This is a genomic window from Ruegeria sp. HKCCD7628 (genome assembly GCF_057221005.1).
The window spans coordinates 169,950-188,047 of sequence record NZ_JBWVBA010000004.1 but is presented as its reverse complement, the minus strand read 5'-3'; the positions used below and the strand labels follow the sequence as shown (position 1 = coordinate 188,047).

At 58.5% G+C, this 18,098-nt stretch carries 15 protein-coding genes; 3 read left to right on the top strand and 12 right to left on the bottom strand.

The features are described from left to right. Positions 1–39 precede the first annotated feature (39 nt). From AC2TAD_RS11415 to AC2TAD_RS11405, 3 genes are all read left to right on the top strand, one after another. A complete protein-coding gene (locus AC2TAD_RS11415; RefSeq protein ID WP_480867766.1) occupies positions 40–1,860 on the top strand; it encodes an ABC transporter transmembrane domain-containing protein in 1,821 nt (606 codons plus the stop codon). Positions 1,861–2,012: 152 nt separating this feature from the next. Further along, positions 2,013–3,902 carry an acyl-CoA synthetase gene (locus AC2TAD_RS11410; RefSeq protein ID WP_170753263.1) on the top strand — a complete coding sequence of 630 codons (1,890 nt, stop codon included), beginning with the start codon at positions 2,013–2,015 and terminating at the stop codon, positions 3,900–3,902. A gap of 13 nt (positions 3,903–3,915) precedes the next feature. Next, entirely contained in the window at positions 3,916–4,839 is a 924-nt protein-coding gene (locus AC2TAD_RS11405; protein ID WP_170753261.1) for an alpha/beta hydrolase, read from the top strand. Here AC2TAD_RS11405 and AC2TAD_RS11400 read toward each other — a convergent pair whose 3' ends face one another. The 12 genes from AC2TAD_RS11400 to AC2TAD_RS11345 form a co-directional block, all read right to left on the bottom strand. Further along, positions 4,840–5,676, bottom strand: a complete 837-nt coding sequence (locus AC2TAD_RS11400) for an alkaline phosphatase family protein (protein WP_480867764.1) — start codon at positions 5,674–5,676, stop codon at positions 4,840–4,842. A 138-nt stretch (positions 5,677–5,814) separates the two neighbouring features. Beyond that, the gene (locus tag AC2TAD_RS11395; protein WP_480867763.1) at positions 5,815–7,452 is read right to left on the bottom strand and encodes an ABC transporter ATP-binding protein; all 1,638 of its coding nucleotides are present in this window, start codon (positions 7,450–7,452) and stop codon (positions 5,815–5,817) included. Beyond that, positions 7,449–8,264 (bottom strand): ABC transporter permease, encoded by an 816-nt coding sequence (locus AC2TAD_RS11390; protein ID WP_170352427.1) that lies wholly within the window; start codon positions 8,262–8,264, stop codon positions 7,449–7,451. Before AC2TAD_RS11390 ends, AC2TAD_RS11395 begins: the two co-directional genes overlap by 4 nt. Further along, complete coding sequence (locus AC2TAD_RS11385; RefSeq protein WP_170352428.1) at positions 8,261–9,217, bottom strand: ABC transporter permease; 957 nt, start codon at positions 9,215–9,217, stop codon at positions 8,261–8,263. The genes AC2TAD_RS11390 and AC2TAD_RS11385 overlap by 4 nt, the downstream gene beginning before the upstream one ends. Before the next feature lie 16 nt (positions 9,218–9,233). Next, positions 9,234–10,820 (bottom strand): ABC transporter substrate-binding protein, encoded by a 1,587-nt coding sequence (locus tag AC2TAD_RS11380; protein WP_480867761.1) that lies wholly within the window; start codon positions 10,818–10,820, stop codon positions 9,234–9,236. A 125-nt stretch (positions 10,821–10,945) separates the two neighbouring features. Beyond that, positions 10,946–12,937 carry a CocE/NonD family hydrolase gene (locus AC2TAD_RS11375; protein WP_480867759.1) on the bottom strand — a complete coding sequence of 664 codons (1,992 nt, stop codon included), beginning with the start codon at positions 12,935–12,937 and terminating at the stop codon, positions 10,946–10,948. 51 nt (positions 12,938–12,988) lie between these two features. Then, positions 12,989–14,092 (bottom strand): DUF4147 domain-containing protein, encoded by a 1,104-nt coding sequence (locus AC2TAD_RS11370; protein ID WP_480867757.1) that lies wholly within the window; start codon positions 14,090–14,092, stop codon positions 12,989–12,991. Continuing rightward, the gene (gene dtd / locus AC2TAD_RS11365) at positions 14,092–14,529 is read right to left on the bottom strand and encodes a D-aminoacyl-tRNA deacylase (protein WP_480867756.1); all 438 of its coding nucleotides are present in this window, start codon (positions 14,527–14,529) and stop codon (positions 14,092–14,094) included. The genes AC2TAD_RS11370 and dtd overlap by 1 nt, the downstream gene beginning before the upstream one ends. A 15-nt stretch (positions 14,530–14,544) precedes the next feature. Further along, the gene (locus AC2TAD_RS11360) at positions 14,545–15,213 is read right to left on the bottom strand and encodes a nitroreductase (protein WP_480867754.1); all 669 of its coding nucleotides are present in this window, start codon (positions 15,211–15,213) and stop codon (positions 14,545–14,547) included. A gap of 89 nt (positions 15,214–15,302) precedes the next feature. Further along, on the bottom strand, positions 15,303–16,391 hold the full coding sequence (locus AC2TAD_RS11355; protein ID WP_480867752.1) for a TFIIB-type zinc finger domain-containing protein: 1,089 nt from the start codon (positions 16,389–16,391) through the stop codon (positions 15,303–15,305). Beyond that, positions 16,388–16,930: a hypothetical protein gene (locus AC2TAD_RS11350; RefSeq protein ID WP_480867750.1), complete on the bottom strand. Its 543-nt coding sequence runs from the start codon at positions 16,928–16,930 to the stop codon at positions 16,388–16,390. Before AC2TAD_RS11350 ends, AC2TAD_RS11355 begins: the two co-directional genes overlap by 4 nt. 3 nt (positions 16,931–16,933) lie before the next feature. Beyond that, positions 16,934–18,082 carry an SPFH domain-containing protein gene (locus AC2TAD_RS11345; RefSeq protein ID WP_480867748.1) on the bottom strand — a complete coding sequence of 383 codons (1,149 nt, stop codon included), beginning with the start codon at positions 18,080–18,082 and terminating at the stop codon, positions 16,934–16,936. Positions 18,083–18,098: the final 16 nt, after the last annotated feature.

The following is an 18,098-nucleotide window of genomic DNA, read 5'->3' as shown; positions in this document are numbered from 1 at the left end:
AGCGCTGAAATAAACGCGAACACCACGTAAGGGCCAGTCATGGCAAGAAACGCCTCAGCCAGTCCATCGGCAAAATCCGCGCCCGGCGCCAGCGAAGAGCGCGCGCGTTCCAGAAAAATTGGTGTTCTGGGCTCGTTGTGGCCGTTTATGAAGCCCTATAAGCTGTTGATGATCGGCGCGACATTGGCATTGATCCTGACGGCCAGCATGACATTGACTCTGCCGTTGGCCGTGCGCCGCGTGGTGGACAACTTCCGCATCGAAGATGGCGAGTTGCTGGATTGGTACTTTCTGGCTGCGCTGGGCATCGCCGGTGTCTTGGCCATCGGAACAGGTATTCGCTATGCACTGGTGACACGGTTGGGTGAGCGCGTCGTGGCCGACATTCGTAAGGCCGTGTTCGACCGCGTCATCGGGATGAGCCCCGAATTCTATGAACGCATCATGACCGGAGAAGTCCTGAGCCGGATTACCACTGACACGACGTTGATCCAGTCTGTGCTGGGCTCTTCGGTATCAATCGCGCTACGCAACATGCTGATGTTCATTGGCGGTTTGGTGCTGATGCTGCTGACTTCGGCCAAACTGACCGCGATGGTTTTGTTGCTGATTCCGCTGGTTGTGGTGCCGATTTTGGTGTTGGGGCGCCGGTTGCGCGTGATCAGCCGCGAAAACCAGGACTGGATCGCAGCCTCGTCCGGAAACGCAGGCGAAGCGCTGGGTGCGGTTCAGACTGTTCAGGCCTTTACTCACGAACAGGCAAGCCGCGCCCAGTTCGGAGAGATGACGGAAACTTCGTATGAGGTTTCTTTGCGCCGTATCCAAACCCGTGCCGTTTTGACTGTGATCGTGATTTTTCTGGTCTTCTCCGGCATCGTGGGCGTTTTGTGGATGGGCGCGAATGACGTCCGCAACGGTGTGATGACCGAAGGTGTTTTGATCCAATTCGTGATCTATTCGATCATCATGGCCGGCTCGGTCGCGGCCTTGTCAGAGATCTGGAGCGAACTTCAACGTGCAGCCGGCGCGACCGAGCGTCTGGTCGAATTGCTGAACGCGCAGGACACTGTGAACGACCCCACGCAAGCCAAGGCCCTTCCCGCGCCCGTGCGGGGCGAGATACGGTTCGACGGCGTGACGTTCCGCTATCCTGCGCGGCCGGATGTGGTCGCGCTGGATCAGATGACGCTTACAGTCAGCCCGGGCGAAACGGTCGCCTTTGTCGGGCCTTCGGGGGCAGGCAAAACGACTGTCATTCAGATGATTCAACGTTTTTACGACCCGGATGCCGGCGGGGTAAGCCTGGATGGCGTCGACCTGCGTGACTTGGACCGATCTGAATTTCGACGTCACATGGCGCTGGTCCCCCAAGACCCCACGATCTTTGCCGCTTCGGCCCGTGAGAACATCCGCTTTGGCCGATTGGACGCAACGGATGCCGAAGTCGAGGCCGCCGCCCGCGCCGCCGCCGCGCATGATTTCATTTCGGCATTGCCGGAAGGCTATGACAGTTTCGTAGGCGAACGGGGCGTCATGCTGTCGGGTGGCCAGAAACAGCGCATCGCCATCGCGCGCGCCATCCTGCGCGATGCACCAGTTCTGCTGCTGGACGAGGCGACCTCGGCGCTGGATGCGGAAAGCGAGCGGGCGGTGCAGGGTGCTGTGGATCAGATGCGTGCGGGACGCACCACGTTGATCGTCGCACACCGGCTGGCTACCGTGAAAAAGGCGGACCGGATCGTAGTGATGGATGCAGGTCAGATTGTGGCGCAAGGTACTCATGATGATCTTGTGGCGCAGGATGGTCTGTATGCACGTCTGGCGCGGTTGCAGTTCACCGATGGTGTAGCTGCCGAGTAGTATGACGTCGGGGAAACGGATTTTCGCCGTAGCGTAATTTAGTTTTTTACCCCCTCCCTCTCTAACCCGTTGCTTGAACCCGCGTGGTTTTACTTCCATCCTGTGATGGAAAAAGCCGCGCGCAGAGTGCGAAATAAAACGGGAGGAGACGCATGTCGTTTGTTGGCATCGACGATAAGAAGAAACTTGAACAGGAAATGCCGTGGGAGGATCGGGACGTTCCGGTCACATTCCATCAGTTATTGTCGCGAACCGCGACCAAGTTTCCGAACAACAATGCGATCAGCTTTCAGTTGTTTTCTGGTCCCACAGACAAGGCCGAGACGCTGACATGGTCGGACCTGCTGGGCAAGGTCAATCAGGCCGCCAATCTCTTCCGGTCGTTGGGTGTCGGGGAAAAGGACGTAGTCGCCTATATCCTACCCAACTGTAATGAGACGCTGATCACCATGATGGGTGGCGCGGTTGCAGGTATCGTCAACCCGATCAACCCTTTGCTTGAACCCGAACAGATTGCAGCCATCCTGCGTGAAACCGGTGCCAAGGTTGTTGTCACGCTGAAATCCTTCCCCAAGACGGATGTGGCCCAAAAGGTCGAAGAGGCCGTGCGGCATGCGCCCAAGGTCAACACAATCCTCGAAATTGATCTGAACCGCTATTTGACCCCGCCCAAGTCATGGATCGTGCCTCTTTTGCGTCCCAAGATGGGCGACAAGGAACATCTGGCGCATGCGGACTACAAAAGCTTCAGTAAAGAGCTTGCCAAACAGCCGACCACTCTGACTTTCGAAGACAGTAAGGAAGACCGCGTCGCCTGCTATTTCCACACCGGTGGTACAACGGGTATGCCCAAAGTGGCACAGCACAAGTACTCGGGCATGATCTATAACGGCTGGCTTGGCGACACGCTGCTGTTCTCGGACGAAGACGTTGTTATGTGCCCGCTTCCGATGTTCCACGTCTTTGCCGTACATGTGATCATGATGGCGGCTGTGTCGTCGGGTGCGCATGTGGTATTCCCGACGCCGCAAGGCTATCGCGGCGATGGCGTGTTCGATAATTTCTGGAAGCTGATCGAGCGTTGGAAGGTGACATTTATCATCACTGTCCCAACGGCGATTGCTGCCAAGATGCAGCGCCCGGTAGATGCCGATATCTCAAGCGTGAAAACTGCGTTCTCGGGCTCGGCCCCGCTGCCGGTCGAGCTGTTCCGCCGCTTTGAAGAGGCCACGGGCGTCACGATCATCGAAGGTTATGGCCTGACCGAGGCAACCTGTCTGGTGTCATGTAACCCGACGGATGGTGAGAAAAAGATCGGTTCGATCGGGATTCCGTTCCCCTATACGGACGTAAAAATCCTCAACGACAGCCCGGACGGCCCGGTCGAGTCTGCTGCCAATGAGATCGGCGAGATCTGTATTTCGAACCCGGGTGTCTACGCTGGCAATACCTATACCGAAGCAGACAAGAACGTAGATCTTTATCATTTCGACGAATACCTGCGCACAGGCGATCTGGGCCGCTTTGACGAGGACGGATACCTGTGGATTACGGGCCGCGCCAAAGACCTGATCATTCGCGGAGGTCACAATATCGACCCGGCTGAGATCGAAGAGGCCCTGCTGGGCCATGAGGCAGTCGCATTCGCTGGTGCCATTGGCCAGCCCGATGCCTATGCGGGAGAGGTGCCTTGCGCCTTTGTCGAACTGGTCGATGGAGCGAAGGTCACCGAACAGGAACTGATGGAATACTGCGACGTCCACGTTCACGAACGCGCCGCACAACCCAAGCACATGACCATTTTGGACGAGCTTCCCAAGACCGCCGTCGGAAAAGTGTTCAAACCCGAACTGCGCAAACAGGCGATCACCCGTATCTACAACGGTGCGCTGGAAAAAGCCGGTGTCGAGGCCCGTGTTGTCTCGGTGCTTGATGATAAAAAACGCGGTTTGGTCGCACAGCTTGACGCGAACGGTTCCTCGGACGACGATGTCAGTAAAGTGCTGGGCTCATTTACCCGGCCATGGGAATGGGCTGCCTGATTGCGGAGGACACATGGATTATGAACGCCTGATCGACGAAGAAACCTGGGCGTTCATAAGACGTACCGCTGAAAGCTATCCAGATGATGCGGTTGATCTTTCCATCGCGGATCAGCGCAACGTGTATGACGCCATGTGCCGCGACTTTCGCCAACCGCGCCCGGTGGGCGTTGAAACAGAAGACAGGCACGCCGAGGGTGTGCCTGTTCGCATTTACACTGCCGGTGATCCGACACGGACGGTCGTCTATCTGCACGGCGGTGGGTTTGTTGTCGGAGGACTGGACAGCCACGATGACGTCTGCGCTGAAATTTGCGCGCAGACCGGGTACCGAATTGTTGCCGTAGATTATCGGCTCTGCCCCGAACATGTGCATCCGGCGCAGTTTCAGGATGCGTGGACCGCAGTGCAATGGGCCGCGAGTGAATTCGGTGACCCGCTTGTTCTGGCCGGAGACAGCGCCGGAGGCAATCTGGTCGCCGCTGTATCTCATCACGCGCGGGGTCGGCTGGATGGGATTCTGGGGCAAGTTCTGATCTATCCGGGATTGGGCGGGGACCGCTCTAAAGGGTCTTATATCGAACATGCCCATGCGCCGCTTTTGACGTTGGAAGACATAGTCTTTTACGAAAAGGTGCGTTGCGGTGGCACGCCTCCGCAAAGTGACCCGACCTACGCGCCTTTGCAGGATACGGATTTCGCCGGGCTGCCGCCCACAGTGATTGTGACGGCGGATTGCGATCCGCTGCGGGATGACGGGCCAGACTATTGCGCACGGATCAAAAAGGCCGGAGGGAAGGCACATTGCATCAACGAAGCGGGGCTGGTGCATGGCTATCTGCGGGCACGAAGCTCGGTCAAACGTGCCGCAGATAGTTTTGAGCGGATTTCGATCGCGATTGAAGCGCTGGGCCAGCAAATCTGGCCCTATGACTGATCACTTCAGAAAGGGTTGCGCCTTCATGGTCTCGGCCACCGGTGCGCCCATCCTCGTCAGGATCGTTGGTGCCAGCTGAAGCTGGTCTATGACCGTATCCGCCTCGGGGCCTTCCGCGTCGCCGAAGTAATACAGCGCCGTTTCCTGTTGCAGTGGACTGCGCCCTCCGTGGTGGCCGCGGTCGTCCTGACCGTGGTCGGCGGTGACGATCACCTCGTACCCCAACTGGCGCCAGCGGGGAATAAATGGGGCCAGCATTTCGTCCATGACAAAACAAGCGTGGTCCATCTCTTCGCTTTCGTGGAAAAAACGGTGCCCCATGCTGTCCAGAGTGCAAGTGTGCAGGATTCCGTAATCAAGCCCGAACCGAAGGCACATGTTGGTGAGCTGGGCAAACAGATCCACATCGCAGGGCGTCATCTGATTGGCTTTGCCGTAGCCCGTCATGGTGTGGAACCGGCCGTGGTTGATCGTCTTGCTGTTGGGTTCGTCATATTCCACGTCGCGCACGTAGTCGAAGGGATGGCGGTTGAAGAACTGTGACCAATAACTATGAGTGACTGCCCCTGTGACGCCCCCGGCCTCGCGTACCTGGCTGAACACGTCCTTGTGGCTGAGGCGGAAGACATTGCCATTGCCGGTGCAGCCATGTTCCTGCGGTGAGACACCTGTGTGGATCGAGGCGTAGCAACTGGCCGAAATCGACGGCAACACCGCGCGGTGTTTCCACGCGCGCGCCTCGCCGCTGTCGACCCAACCCTCGAGGTTGCCGAACAGGCGGCGGAAATTACGCCAAGGGACACCGTCAAGGATGATGAGAAGAAGTTTGCGGTCCATGGTTCGGCCTTTTCGTGGGGTCTTTCGGCGACCCTACGATATTCGCAGGGCAGGGGCAGCTTGTTCCCGCCCCAAATAGCAAAATCCCGACACCTGTTTGTGACAAGCGTCGGGATTTTATGATTGTTTTGCGTGGGATCAGTTCCCGGCGCTCTCCATCTTGCGGTGCGCGACAACCTCTTCCAGCCAACCCAAATGCATCTCGGGCACCGAGCTTAGCAGAAGGTCGGTATAGTCGTCGAACGGCGGGCTCAGAACCTGCGATTTCGGGCCGTAGCGGACCACACGGCCCTGATACATCACCGCAATACTGTCGCTGATCGCGCGGACCGTCGCCAGATCGTGAGTGATGAACAAATAGGCCACATCCTCAATCTTCTGCAGGTCCAGAAGCAGCTTCAGGATGCCGTCTGCCACCAGCGGGTCCAGCGCCGAGGTGACCTCATCGCAGATGATCATCTTGGGCTTGGCGGCCAAAGAGCGCGCAATACAGACACGCTGTTTCTGTCCGCCGGACAGCTCTGCCGGGTAGCGGTCAATGAACTTTTCGCCCAGCTCGATCTCGTCCAGCAGTTCCACAATCCGCTTGCGTTTTTCAGCGCCGCGCATGTTGAAGTAGAACTCCAGCGGGCGTCCGATGATGGTGCCCACGGTTTGACGAGGGTTCATCGCAACATCGGCCATCTGGTAGATCATCTGCAATTCACGCAGGTCCTCGCGGGTGCGGCCCTTGAGGTCGGGCGACAGCTTGCGCCCGGCAAACGTGATCTCACCATCGCGCGGCGGCAGCAGGCCGGTGATCACCCGCGCCAGCGTGGACTTGCCCGAACCCGATTCACCCACAACCGCCAGCGTCTGCCCTGGATGAAGCTCGACATTGACGTTGTGCAGCACATCGAAATTCAGCCCCTTGTAACGCGCGGTGATGCCGTCGACGCTGAGCACCGGTTCAGGTGTGGGCTGCTTTTCCTCGTGTTCGATCGAACGCACCGAGACAAGGGCCTTGGTGTACTCTTCCTGTGGGTTGTTGATGATCTGGTCGGTGGTGCCGTATTCGACCGTATTGCCCATGCGCAGAACCATGATGTCATCACTGACCTGCGCAACGACCGCCAGATCATGCGTGATATACAGCGCGGCAACGCCGGTATCTGCAATAGCCTCTTTGATGGCCATCAGAACGTCGATCTGCGTGGTCACGTCCAGTGCCGTAGTGGGTTCGTCGAACACCACCAGATCAGGCTCGGGGCATAGCGCCAGCGCCGTCATGCAGCGCTGTAGCTGACCGCCCGAGACCTGGTGCGGATAGCGCTCGCCGATATTGTCGGGGTCGGGCAGACCCAGCTTGGCGAACAGTTCGCGCGCGCGGGCCTCGGCCTCTTTGCGGCTGAATTTTTTCTGTTCAACCGCAGCCTCGACCACCTGATCCATGATCTTTTTGGCGGGGTTAAAGGACGCCGCAGCGGACTGAGACACATACGTCACCTCACCCCCGCGCAGCTTGCGGATATCGCCATAGGACGTCTTCAGGATATCACGCCCGTTGACCCAGACCTCGCCTCCGGTGATCTGAACTCCGCCCCGACCATAGGCCATCGAGGCCAGGCCGATGGTGGACTTGCCAGCCCCGGATTCACCGATCAGCCCCAGCACCTTGCCGCGTTCAAGGTCAAAGCTGACCCCGTGCACGATTTCGATGTCATGGGGCTTTTCGCCCGGCGGATAGACGGTCGCGCCGATCTTGAGGTCGCGGACCTTGAGAATGGTATCACTCATCCCCGGCCTCCTTTCAGCGATGTGGTTCGGTTCAGGACCCAGTCAGCCACGAGGTTGACCGAGATTGCCAGCGTCGCGATAGCCACAGCGGGATAAAGCGCCGCGCCGATGCCGTAGACGATGCCGTCCTTGTTTTCTTTCACGATCCCGCCCCAATCGGCCAGTGGCGGCTGAACGCCCAGCCCCAGGAACGACAGTGTCGAGACGAAGAGAACCGCAAAGATGAAACGCAAGCCCAGTTCCGCCACCAGCGGCGACAGAGCGTTAGGTAGGATTTCGCGGAAGATGATCCACGATTGCCCCTCACCGCGCAGCTTGGCGGCCTCGACATAGTCCATTACGGCGATATCTACCGCGACTGCGCGAGCCAAGCGATAGACGCGGGTGGAATCCAACAGACCCATGACGATGATCAGAACCGGAATGGTCACTGGCACCATTGCCAGCACCACCAGCGCGCTGATGAGCGTCGGGATCGACATGATCAGGTCAACTGTTCGGGACATGACCTGATCGGCCCATCCCCCCAGAACAGCGGCCAAAAATCCAAGGATCGAACCGGTCACAAAGCTGAGGATCGTCGCAGCCGTCGCGATAAAGATCGTTGTGCGTCCGCCATAGATCATACGGCTGAGAAGGTCGCGCCCGATATTGTCGGTCCCAAGCCAGAACTGCGAACTTGACGGTTCCCAGACATCGCCCACGACCTCGGCCATACCGTATGGGGCCAGCACAGGAGCCAGCAGAGCAATCAGAAAGTAGAGGGCTGTAAAGGCCAGCCCGATCATTGCAGAGATAGGGATGTTCTTCATTTCGGATGCCTCAGCCTTGGGTTGGCCAGAATGGCAACGATATCTGCAACCATGTTTAGTCCGATATAGATCGCGGCAAAGATCACGCCGCAGGCCAGAACCACGGGAACATCTCGCTTGGTTACGTGGTCCACAAGGTACTGCCCCATGCCGGGATAGACGAACACCACCTCAACCACGACAACGCCGACGACCAGATAAGCCAGGTTCAGCATCACCACATTGACGATAGGTGCGACTGCATTGGGCAGCGCGTGGCGGTAGATGATTTTAAAGTTGGTCAGACCCTTCAGTTCAGCCGTTTCGACATAGGCCGACTGCATCACGTTCAGAATAGCGGCGCGCGTCATACGCATCATATGCGCCAAGACAACCATGGTCAGCACCATGACGGGCAGTGCGATCGAGTTCAGCTTTTGCCCAAGTGACATGCTGTCATTGATCATTGCCAGCGGCGAGAACATGCCCAGTTTTACGGCAACGAAATAGACCAGCACATAGCCGATCAGGAATTCCGGGATCGAGATTGTGGTCAGCGTGACAGCCGAAATCAGCTTGTCCGGCCACCGGTTGCGGTAGCGTACTGCCAGCAGGCCAAGAAAAATGGCCAGTGGAACCGAAACCAGCGCGGCCCAGAACGCCAGGAACAGAGTGTTGTTCAGACGGCCGCCAACAGATTCGGCGATGTCCAGCTTGTTTGTCAGGGACTGGCCCAGATCGCCTTGCACAATGCCACCCAGCCATTCGAAATAGCGGGTCAGGGCAGGGCGGTTCAGACCCATTTCTTCGCGTAGGTTAGCCAGAGCTTCAGGGGTTGCGGACTGCCCCAGGACGGCTTGCGCGGCGTCTCCGGGAAGGGCTTCGGTCAGGCCAAAAATCAGGGCCGAAGCGCCGAGCAGCAATAGGAGTCCCAGCGCCAGGCGCTGGGAAACCAGTTTCAGAATAGGATGCATTCGTCCGTGATCCGTATCAGGCGAACCACATCTTACGAGACATCTGGCCGTTCATCAGCTCTTGGGTCGGGTCGGTCTCCCAACCTTCCAGCTGGTTGCTGACGCCTTCGACAAAGTCGTTGAACATCGGGCAGATCAGGCCGCCTTCGTCGCGGACCATCTGGCCCATCTGGCTGTAGATGTTCTTGCGCTTGTCATTGTCCAGCTCGGCACGGGCCTGGAACAACATTTCGTCAAAGCTGGCAACCTTGAACCGCGTGTCGTTCCAGTCAGCGGTCGACAGATACGCGGTCGCGTACATCTGATCCTGAACCGGACGGCCACCCCAATACGAGGCGCAGAAGGGCTGAACGTTCCAGACTTCGGACCAGTAGCCATCGTTGGGCTCACGCTTGATTTCCAGCGGGATACCGGCCTGAGCGGCGGTTTGCTGGAACAGAGCGGCGGCATCCACGGCGCCCGGGAATGCACCATCTGCGACCCGCAGGATGATGGGTGATCCGTCATGGCCGGACTTCTTATAGTGCTCGGCGGCTTTTTCGATGCTGAATTCACGCTGTGGGATCGAGCCGTCGAACAGAGGATATGCCGCGTTGATCGGCATGTCGTTCCCGATCGAGCCATAACCACGAAGAACCTTGTCGACCAGTTCCTGACGGTTGATCGCATATTTCAGTGCCAGACGCAGTTCGTTGTTGTCGAACGGTGCGGTGTCGCAATGCATGATGAACACATAGTGTCCACGACCAGCTGTTGAATGCACTGTCAGGTTGGGTGCGCGGCCCAGCAGGTCTGCCACTTTGGGCTCGACCCGGTTGATCGCGTGAACCTGGCCCGACTGCAATGCGGCTGTACGGGCGGTTGCGTCGTTGATTACAACCACTTCGACGCTGTCGAAGTTGCCAAAATCACTGTTCCAGTGGTTGGCAAATTTCTTGAACACATGGCGTACGCCGGGCTCGTCGACCTCCAGTTGATAGGGGCCGGTGCCGATACCGGCACCGGGGTTGTCCATGCCGCCGTCTGGCTGGATGATCAGGTGGTAGTCGGCCAGCAAATAGGGAAGGTCGGCATTCGCTTCGGTCAGTGTGACCTGGAAATACTCGCCATCGGCCTTCATGGACTCGATGCCCTTCATGATGCCCAGAGCACCGGACTTGGAGTCTTCGTTCGAATGGCGCTCCATGGTTTTCAGCACGTCTTCGCTGGTCATGGTCTTGCCGTTGTGGAATTCCACGCCTTGGCGCAATTTGAAAGTCCAAACCTTAGCGTCCGCGCTGCCTTCAACGCTTTCGGCGACGCGGGGTTCGATCGAGCCATCGGGCGCGACCTCGACCAGCGTGTCACCGAACTGCTTGCCGTTCGCGAACGGAACCGAGCTGGCATAGGTTGCCGGGTCAAGCGAGTTGGTGGATTCGCCGCCCTGAAGGCCCAGCTTAAGATCGCCGCCCTTTTTTGGTCCCGCTGCGCGAGCTGCATCTGCAAACATGGTGCTGGCCATCGCTGCCGAAACACCCAATGCCGCCGCTTTTCCCATAAATTCGCGGCGGGTCAGTTTCCCGACTGTGACCTGTTTGGCCATGTGAGTGAGTTGTTCGTTCATCCAAAGATCTCCCAGTTGATTGGATTCCAGCCCTTGCGCGGGCTTTTTATTGACGCATGAGTCAAAGTTGGCTGATTTTTGCCCACCGGGCAAGTTTTATTGTCATACATTTGCATCGCACTGAGTCACATCTGCTCGCGCGGGATCGAATCCTCCGTTTCCTTTGAAAAAACCTCTGTCCCGTCCTCATAGGCGGTCAGTTTGGCTTTCAGGTAAAAGGTGTTGATATCCGACCACATTTCACAAGTGGTCACGGTGCGCAGGTGAATGTCATCCCGGCGCATTTCCTGTGTCCAAACACATTGACCGCGCGCTGAAAGTGGATCTTCGGGGTGAATAGACCATTTTTCAGTGGCCGTGCCCCCGTGTGTCAGACCGTGGTGTTTATCTGTGATCAACCCAAAATCATCTTCGATGATCAAGTGCGTTTCGCCCGTGTTCATGTCTGTTTCTACACGGCGTTTGTTGCTGTCTGCACGCAGAGTGTCGACATCGCGAGGGGTTTCAGAATCGGCGGGTTCGAACACCCATTCGTCCCCGGATGACGGGCGGAGAGGGATATCGATCTCACCTTTGGTCATATGAAGCTCGGTCGCCTCGGGCGAGGGCCAGATCAGCGGCCAGTAAGCGCTTGAGATTGCGACACGCAAATGGTGCCCTTTGGGAACGCGGTACGCGATATGGTCGAGGTCTAATTCTATCTCGAAGGGTACGTTGGGTGTCAGGGCAGACGGGGTCGCGTGGCTGTCTCGGTGTGACAGATTAAGGACCCCATAGGTGATACGCGTCGACGCACCGTCGGGGTGCACGTGGTTCAGACGCACGGCAATCTGTGCTTGTGGTTTGTCAGCGCTGACGCGAAGCCGTAGTCGAGGTGCGCCAACGATATCCAAATCATCGGACAGTACTGCGCCGTCGAAACAAGCAGACAACGCGTCGTCCCCCCGCTGATCACCGGGCATGTCCGGGCCGAGCCAGATGGCGCAATACTCGCCGCCTTCCATCCCGCAGGTGTGCGGCGACCGGATGCGAGCGTCCAACGCGCCTGACGTGCCCAACCCGTCCTCGGTCAGCGCCAAAGTCTGAACAGGCAAGTGCGAGGTCGCGCCCTTTTCTTCAGCGATCCAGCGGCCGGGACGTTCGGTGTACCACCGTTGCGGGCGAACGCCGTCCATAAGATAGGCACGGTAATCCGGGTCCTGGTCCACTCCGGTATTTCGGCCTTTTAACCAGTGGTCCCACCAGCGCAGCGCCTCTTGCAGGAACCCAATCCGGGGCTCGGGGATCGCGAAATGCGGGTACTTGTGCACCCATGGTCCCACGATCCCTTTGGCTGGGGCGTCAAGTTGTTCGACCAGCAGAGGAACAGTGTTTTTATAGGCGTCACCCCATCCTCCGACGGCAAGGGTTGCGGCCCGGATAGCACCGAAATCCTCGCAGACCGAGCCGTGCTGCCAATAGGCATCCCGAGTCTGATGCCGCAGCCAGACCGACGGCAGGAATGGTTCATTTTCAAGTCGATCCAGCCATAGTTCGCGCCAGTTCGGGCGCAGTGCCGGATCAGGAGCGCGTGACGAATACGACCACATTGTTGCCCCCCAGCCGAGGTTTTCGTTCAGCAGGCAACCACCCTTGTAGTGGATGTCGTCGGCATAGCGGTCTGCGGTTGAGCAGAGGGTGATGATCGCCTTTAGGGCCTCGGGCTGCATTGCAGCGACCTGCAACGAATTGAAACCGCCCCAGCTGATCCCCATCATCCCAACTTGACCCGTGCACCAGGGTTGGTCGGCCAGCCACCGGATCGTCGAGACGGCGTCGTCCAGCTCTTGCTGGGTGTATTCGTCCTCCATCAGCCCTTCGCTGTCGCCATTTCCGCGCATATCGACCCGGATGCAGGCGTAACCGCGCTTAGCGAACCAAGGATGTGTCAGGGCATCGCGCGTCGCGGTGCCGTCGCGTTTGCGGTAGGGCAGGAACTCCAGAATGGCAGGGACAGGATCGTCCTGCGCATCCACCGGTCGCCAAACGCGGGCAGACAGGCGGCACCCATCTGGCATGTGAATACCGATATCTGGCAGGTCTTCGATCTCGCGCAGCGCATTGGAGGGATGAGTCATCGGATCAGTCTCGTGGTCTTGTGCGTTTCGGGTGAGATAAAAATCGTCAATTCAAGAGCGAATTGCGACAAGCAGATCCATCACGTTTGTTCCGGTGGGGCCAGTCACCAACAAAGCATCTGCACGCTCAAGGTAACTGCCGCTGTCGGCATTCTGAAGCGCTTGCTCTGCGCCGTCTGCCCAAGTGGTTCCATCGACAATACCGCCTGCCGCCTGCGTCGGACCGTCGGTGCCGTCAGTGCCGCCTACGACCACCGTCAGCCCTTCGACGCCAGCGATTTCCTTGGCCAATGCCAGCGCCAGCGCCTGATTGCGCCCGCCGCGTCCCGGATCGTCCGGCAGAACAACCGTCGGTTCGCCTCCAAAGATCATAACTCCCTTTGGCATGTCGCGCAGGCGAGGGCCGAGGGTCGCTGCCACGGCAAGAAAATCGTCGTGCAAAGCTTCTTCATCGGCAAATACCGCTGCGCCTTCGATCTCGGCCTGTCGGACAGCGGCCGCGCGGGCGTGGGCGTTTGAGGCCACAATCTGTGCCGATGCTTCGAAATCACGGGTATCGGGTAGCGCTCCAATCCCCGAGCCGATGACACTCAGATCATCCCCAGGCACATCCGAGATCGCCAGAACCGTTGCTTTGCGCCCTTTGAAATGGGACAGCAATCCGGCCCCCTTGATCCGGGATATCTTGCGACGTTCGACATTCATCGCAGTGATATCAAGCCCTTGGGACAAAAGCCGTTTGTTCAATCGCTCAAGATCATCCAGCGTCTGGCCCGGTACCAGATCTTCCGCCAGCGATGATGCGCCGCCTGACACGAGCAGTAGCAGGTGCGACGAAGCTCCCATTCCTTCCACGGTTTGTCGCAGCGCACGCCCACCGTCCAGACTGCGCGCGTCAGGAACAGGATGAGACGCCTCGATCACCGTTACATGATCAGGCAGGCCCCGTCCGTGATCGTCCTTGGTGACGACAAGGGTTGGCACCGGGCCGAAATGCTCAAGCGCGGCGAGGGCCATTGCCGCTGCAGGTTTTCCCACTGCCAGAATTTGGTCGGGCGCTGGGATATCACCAAGGGCTGTCTGCGTTGCGGCGTGGCCGCCAACGGCATCCACGCCTGCTTGCCAGATGCGTATTGCCTTTTGCGTTTGATTCATCAGTTCTCCACCCAGATTGTGACCGGCCCGTCATTTACCAGTTCCACGGCCATATCCGCACCGAATTGCCCGGTTTCGACAGGTATGCCTTGCGCGTCCAGAAAGCGCGCGAATTCTTCGTACAGGTGCTCGCCAATCTCAGGCGGGGCAGCTTCTGAGAAACCGGGCCGGTTTCCCCGTGTCGTATCTGCCGCCAGCGTGAACTGGCTGATCACAAGCGCCGAGCCCCCGATATCCAGAACCGACCGATTCATCTTGCCGGCGTCGTCCTTGAAAATTCGCAGTTTTGCGATTTTGGTCGCCAACTGCTCTGCTTTAACCAAGTCATCGCCCTGCATGGCACAAACCAGAATCATCAGGCCGGGACCGGTCCGCCCAACGACAACACCATCTACGCTGACCTTGGCTTTGGAAACTCTTTGTAAAACGGCCCGCAAGTGCTGCTCCTTTAGTTAATCGGCCCAGGTGATAAATTCACTTGGTGCAGCGCGTGTTGTACGAAATCCATTTGCCGGATGCTCTGAATCCGCATAGCCGAAGGAAATTGCGCAAAGGATCAGCCGGTCGTCAGGGATGTTGAAAAACCGGTGCAGGAATGGGCCGTAGCTGGCCACGGCTGCCTGCGGGATGGTCGCCACGCCCAAAGCCTGCGCTGCCAGCGTAAAGGCGGTGACAAAACCGCCGCAATCCATTGCACCATATGAGCCCAGCTCGGCCGGGCTGGACACAATCGCGCAATGAGGCGCACCGAAAAGGGTAAAGTTTTGCATCATCTGTTTTGCGGAGGCGGATCGGTCTCCGCGTTCAACGCCCACCGCTTCGTATAAGGCCCAGCCACATTCGCGGCGACGGTCCTTGTAAACGCCAGAATATGACGTCGGAAAGGGCAGATCAGGCGCAGGCGCGCCAGTGGTCGCCTCTTCTTGTAGCGCTTTTCGGAAGGTGTCGGTTTGGGCACCGCTGGTAACGACAACGTCCCATGGCTGTGCGTTGCACCAACTTGGCACACGTGCCGCGCTTGTCAGTATTTGCTCGATCTGGTCTTTTGGAATCGGATCAGGGCGAAAAGCGCGACAGGAATGGCGCTCGTCCAGCAATTTGTTCAATTTGGATAGCGTCACACTGGCCTCTCCCCTCGGCGTTGACGACGCGCAGGATGGCGTCTGACCAAAGGATGTTCAAGCAGTTATCCGGCTGGTACTGTGTCTGTCTATTGCTGACCGGTCGCGATCAGATAGCCAACCCCCGCGGCAACCAGCAAACCAAGCGCAACGGCGATGGTGATCTTGATTGCAGACCATGGGCGTTCGCCCTGTACCCGTCCCGTGCGGCCATTCACCACGAACCGATAGGTCTGGCCGCGATACTTGTAGGCCGCCATCCAGACGGGCAACAGGATGTGTTTGAAGGTGACATTCCGCACATCGGTATCAATCGCGTGTATGCGCTGACGGTCGCCGCCAATATCAAAGCGCACGTCCCGCTCGATCACGCGGGCCATATGGCCGCGCGCCTCGGTATAACCTTCCTTCAGCTCGACCGAGTACGCCTCGGCCCGGAACCCGGCCAGATATTCGGGCTGATAGGGTTCCAGCGCAGGCAGATCCCAAGGCTCCAGCGCGTCGGTATAGGTTTTGGGTAGGGACCGAGAGGCCAGCACCAGCACATCGTCAAAGAAACGCGCCACCCGCCCGGATTTGGGCGACCATCGCACTTTGGGAACCTGCTGTTGCACCCGCTGGCCATCGCGCATGACAGTGCGGGTTTCGTAATAGACCGTGCCGCGCTCACCTCGGTAGCTGGACTGGGTGTCGGCATCAAAGGTCCAGTAGGGCACATAGATACCCTGCATTTTCCGGCCCTTGCGGGCATAGTCCTTGAGCCCGTTAGGCGCAAACCACAGCCGGCCCAGCCAATCGCCCATCGCCTTATGCGCAACCCGCTCATCCAGCGCAAAAGGCAGCACGCCGCGCGGCTTGATGTGCCGGTTGACTCCGGTATCCGTCACCACGGGCGTGGCGCAGAATGGGCATTCGGCGGCATGGGTGGCTGGGTCGAATTCGACCTGGGCCGCACAATTGGGACAAGAAAGAACGCGCGTTTCCTCGATCTCGGTATCGGGCAGCCGGTCGGCGATGGCGGTGTCGAAATCCAGCTCTTTCAGGCTGGCCCCGCCCCACGGACCTGCGCCGATGGGTTCCGAATGGCCGCAATGGTCGCAGGTCAAAGTGCCATCGCCCGGGTTGAAACGGTAATCCGCGCCGCATTGGTCACAGGGGAAACGGTGTTCTTCGGTCATAGCTTGGCCTCTGTGGTCGTGGCGCTGCTCCCGGGGCCAATTATCAAACGAACAACCATGGCCGAGAGGATGCAGATTGCGACGAAATTCAGAGAGTTCTTTGCAAATACCCACCAACCATAGTCGGTGTAGACACCGTTGATCGAGATGGTGTCAGTCCCGCCGCCATAGCTGGATGTGCTTTTAGGATCCTGCGACATTAGCCAGCTTCTGAAGAACCTGAAGGTCAGTCGAATGGCGATGAGGTTTACCGCAATCCCTGCGCCCCAAATGGCCGCACGTACATAATTGATCCGGCGGCGCATCATGAAGCGCAGAAAGGGTTTGACCAATAGCCAGCAAATAAAAAACGATATTGGCAGGCCAAACAACGCGTACCAAAACACAAGGAACACAGAGTCCACGTCCAGAGCTTCACGGCTCAGGCTGGCAAACAGCGGTACGCCGATAACGCCCACCCAGCCCAACAGCGCAGAGAGTTTCACCGCACATCCCAGATCGCGCCGAGAATACGGAGACTCCGCCTTGACGTCGGCCACCGATTACGCCCCCGGCGGCGGTGGCGGCAGGATGGTGAACAGCTGTGCCAGTTCCTGCACCTCGCCCGCCTTTTTCCAGCCGTCCTGACCGGCGGTCCAGACATGGGTGTCACGGGTTAGCTCTCCGTCAGTGGCCATTCGGCCCATCTTGGCCTTGGAAAACGGCCCGCTGGTCTGCCCGTCGACGGCGATATGCCAAACATGCTCAACCGGAGGCGGGGGCGGCGGTGCCGCATGTGCAACTGTTTGCGGGGCAGCGGGGGCGGAGCTGCCCCACGGGCCGCTCGGTTGACCCGCTGCCATATTCGCCATCTGCTGCGCCATCGCCATTCCCATGCCCATACCAAGACCGGCCCCCATGCCACCGCCCTGACCGGGGTTGTTGGCGGCTGCGGTCATCGCCTCGGCTGCAGAATACTCGGTGAACTTGCCCAAATCACCGGCCAGACCCATGGATGTGCGCTTATCCAGCGCCGCCTCGACCGCCGGCGGCAATGAGATGTTTTCGATGTAAAACTCAGGCATCTCCAACCCGTACCCATCCAGCACGGGCGAGACCTCAGCCGCGATCAGTTTGCCCAGATCGGCGGTGTTGGCCGCCATGTCCAGAACCGGAATGCCCGATCCCGCAATCACGCGGCTGAATTCCTGCACGATGATGTTGCGGATCTGAAAGCTGATCTCATCCATGGTGAATTCGCCATCGGTGCCGACGATCTCGACCAGAAACTTCGCGGCATCCTTCACCCGCACCGTATAGGTGCCAAAGGCCCGAATGCGGGTTGGCCCAAATTCGGGATCGCGCAGCATGATCGGGTTCTTGGTGCCCCATTTCAGATCGTTGAACCGGGTCGTGTTGACGAAATAGACCTCGGATTTGAACGGAGACTGAAAACCGTGATCCCAATGCTGCAGGGTCGTCAGGATCGGCATGTTGTTGGTTTCAAGCATATAAAGGCCCGGCGTGAATACATCCGCCAGTTGCCCTTCATGCACAAAAACGGCGGCCTGACCTTCGCGCACGGTCAGCTTGGCACCGTATTTGATCGCATGGCCTTCACGCTCGAACCGCCAGACCATTGTGTCACGGGTGTCGTCGACCCAATGAATGACGTCGATGAATTCTCCGGTCAGAAAATCGAAAATACCCATTGGGGCCTCCTTATCC

Excerpts from the sequence above, each read along its gene's own strand:
- AC2TAD_RS11415 (WP_480867766.1), top strand. The coding sequence starts at position 40 with ATGGCAAGAAACGCCTCAGCCAGTCCATCGGCAAAATCCGCGCCCGGC.
- AC2TAD_RS11410 (WP_170753263.1), top strand. The coding sequence starts at position 2,013 with ATGTCGTTTGTTGGCATCGACGATAAGAAGAAACTTGAACAGGAAATG.
- AC2TAD_RS11405 (WP_170753261.1), top strand. The coding sequence starts at position 3,916 with ATGGATTATGAACGCCTGATCGACGAAGAAACCTGGGCGTTCATAAGA.
- AC2TAD_RS11400 (WP_480867764.1), bottom strand. The coding sequence starts at position 5,676 with ATGGACCGCAAACTTCTTCTCATCATCCTTGACGGTGTCCCTTGGCGT.
- AC2TAD_RS11395 (WP_480867763.1), bottom strand. The coding sequence starts at position 7,452 with ATGAGTGATACCATTCTCAAGGTCCGCGACCTCAAGATCGGCGCGACC.
- AC2TAD_RS11390 (WP_170352427.1), bottom strand. The coding sequence starts at position 8,264 with ATGAAGAACATCCCTATCTCTGCAATGATCGGGCTGGCCTTTACAGCC.
- AC2TAD_RS11385 (WP_170352428.1), bottom strand. The coding sequence starts at position 9,217 with ATGCATCCTATTCTGAAACTGGTTTCCCAGCGCCTGGCGCTGGGACTC.
- AC2TAD_RS11380 (WP_480867761.1), bottom strand. The coding sequence starts at position 10,820 with ATGAACGAACAACTCACTCACATGGCCAAACAGGTCACAGTCGGGAAA.
- AC2TAD_RS11375 (WP_480867759.1), bottom strand. The coding sequence starts at position 12,937 with ATGACTCATCCCTCCAATGCGCTGCGCGAGATCGAAGACCTGCCAGAT.
- AC2TAD_RS11370 (WP_480867757.1), bottom strand. The coding sequence starts at position 14,092 with ATGAATCAAACGCAAAAGGCAATACGCATCTGGCAAGCAGGCGTGGAT.
- AC2TAD_RS11355 (WP_480867752.1), bottom strand. The coding sequence starts at position 16,391 with ATGACCGAAGAACACCGTTTCCCCTGTGACCAATGCGGCGCGGATTAC.
- AC2TAD_RS11345 (WP_480867748.1), bottom strand. The coding sequence starts at position 18,082 with ATGGGTATTTTCGATTTTCTGACCGGAGAATTCATCGACGTCATTCAT.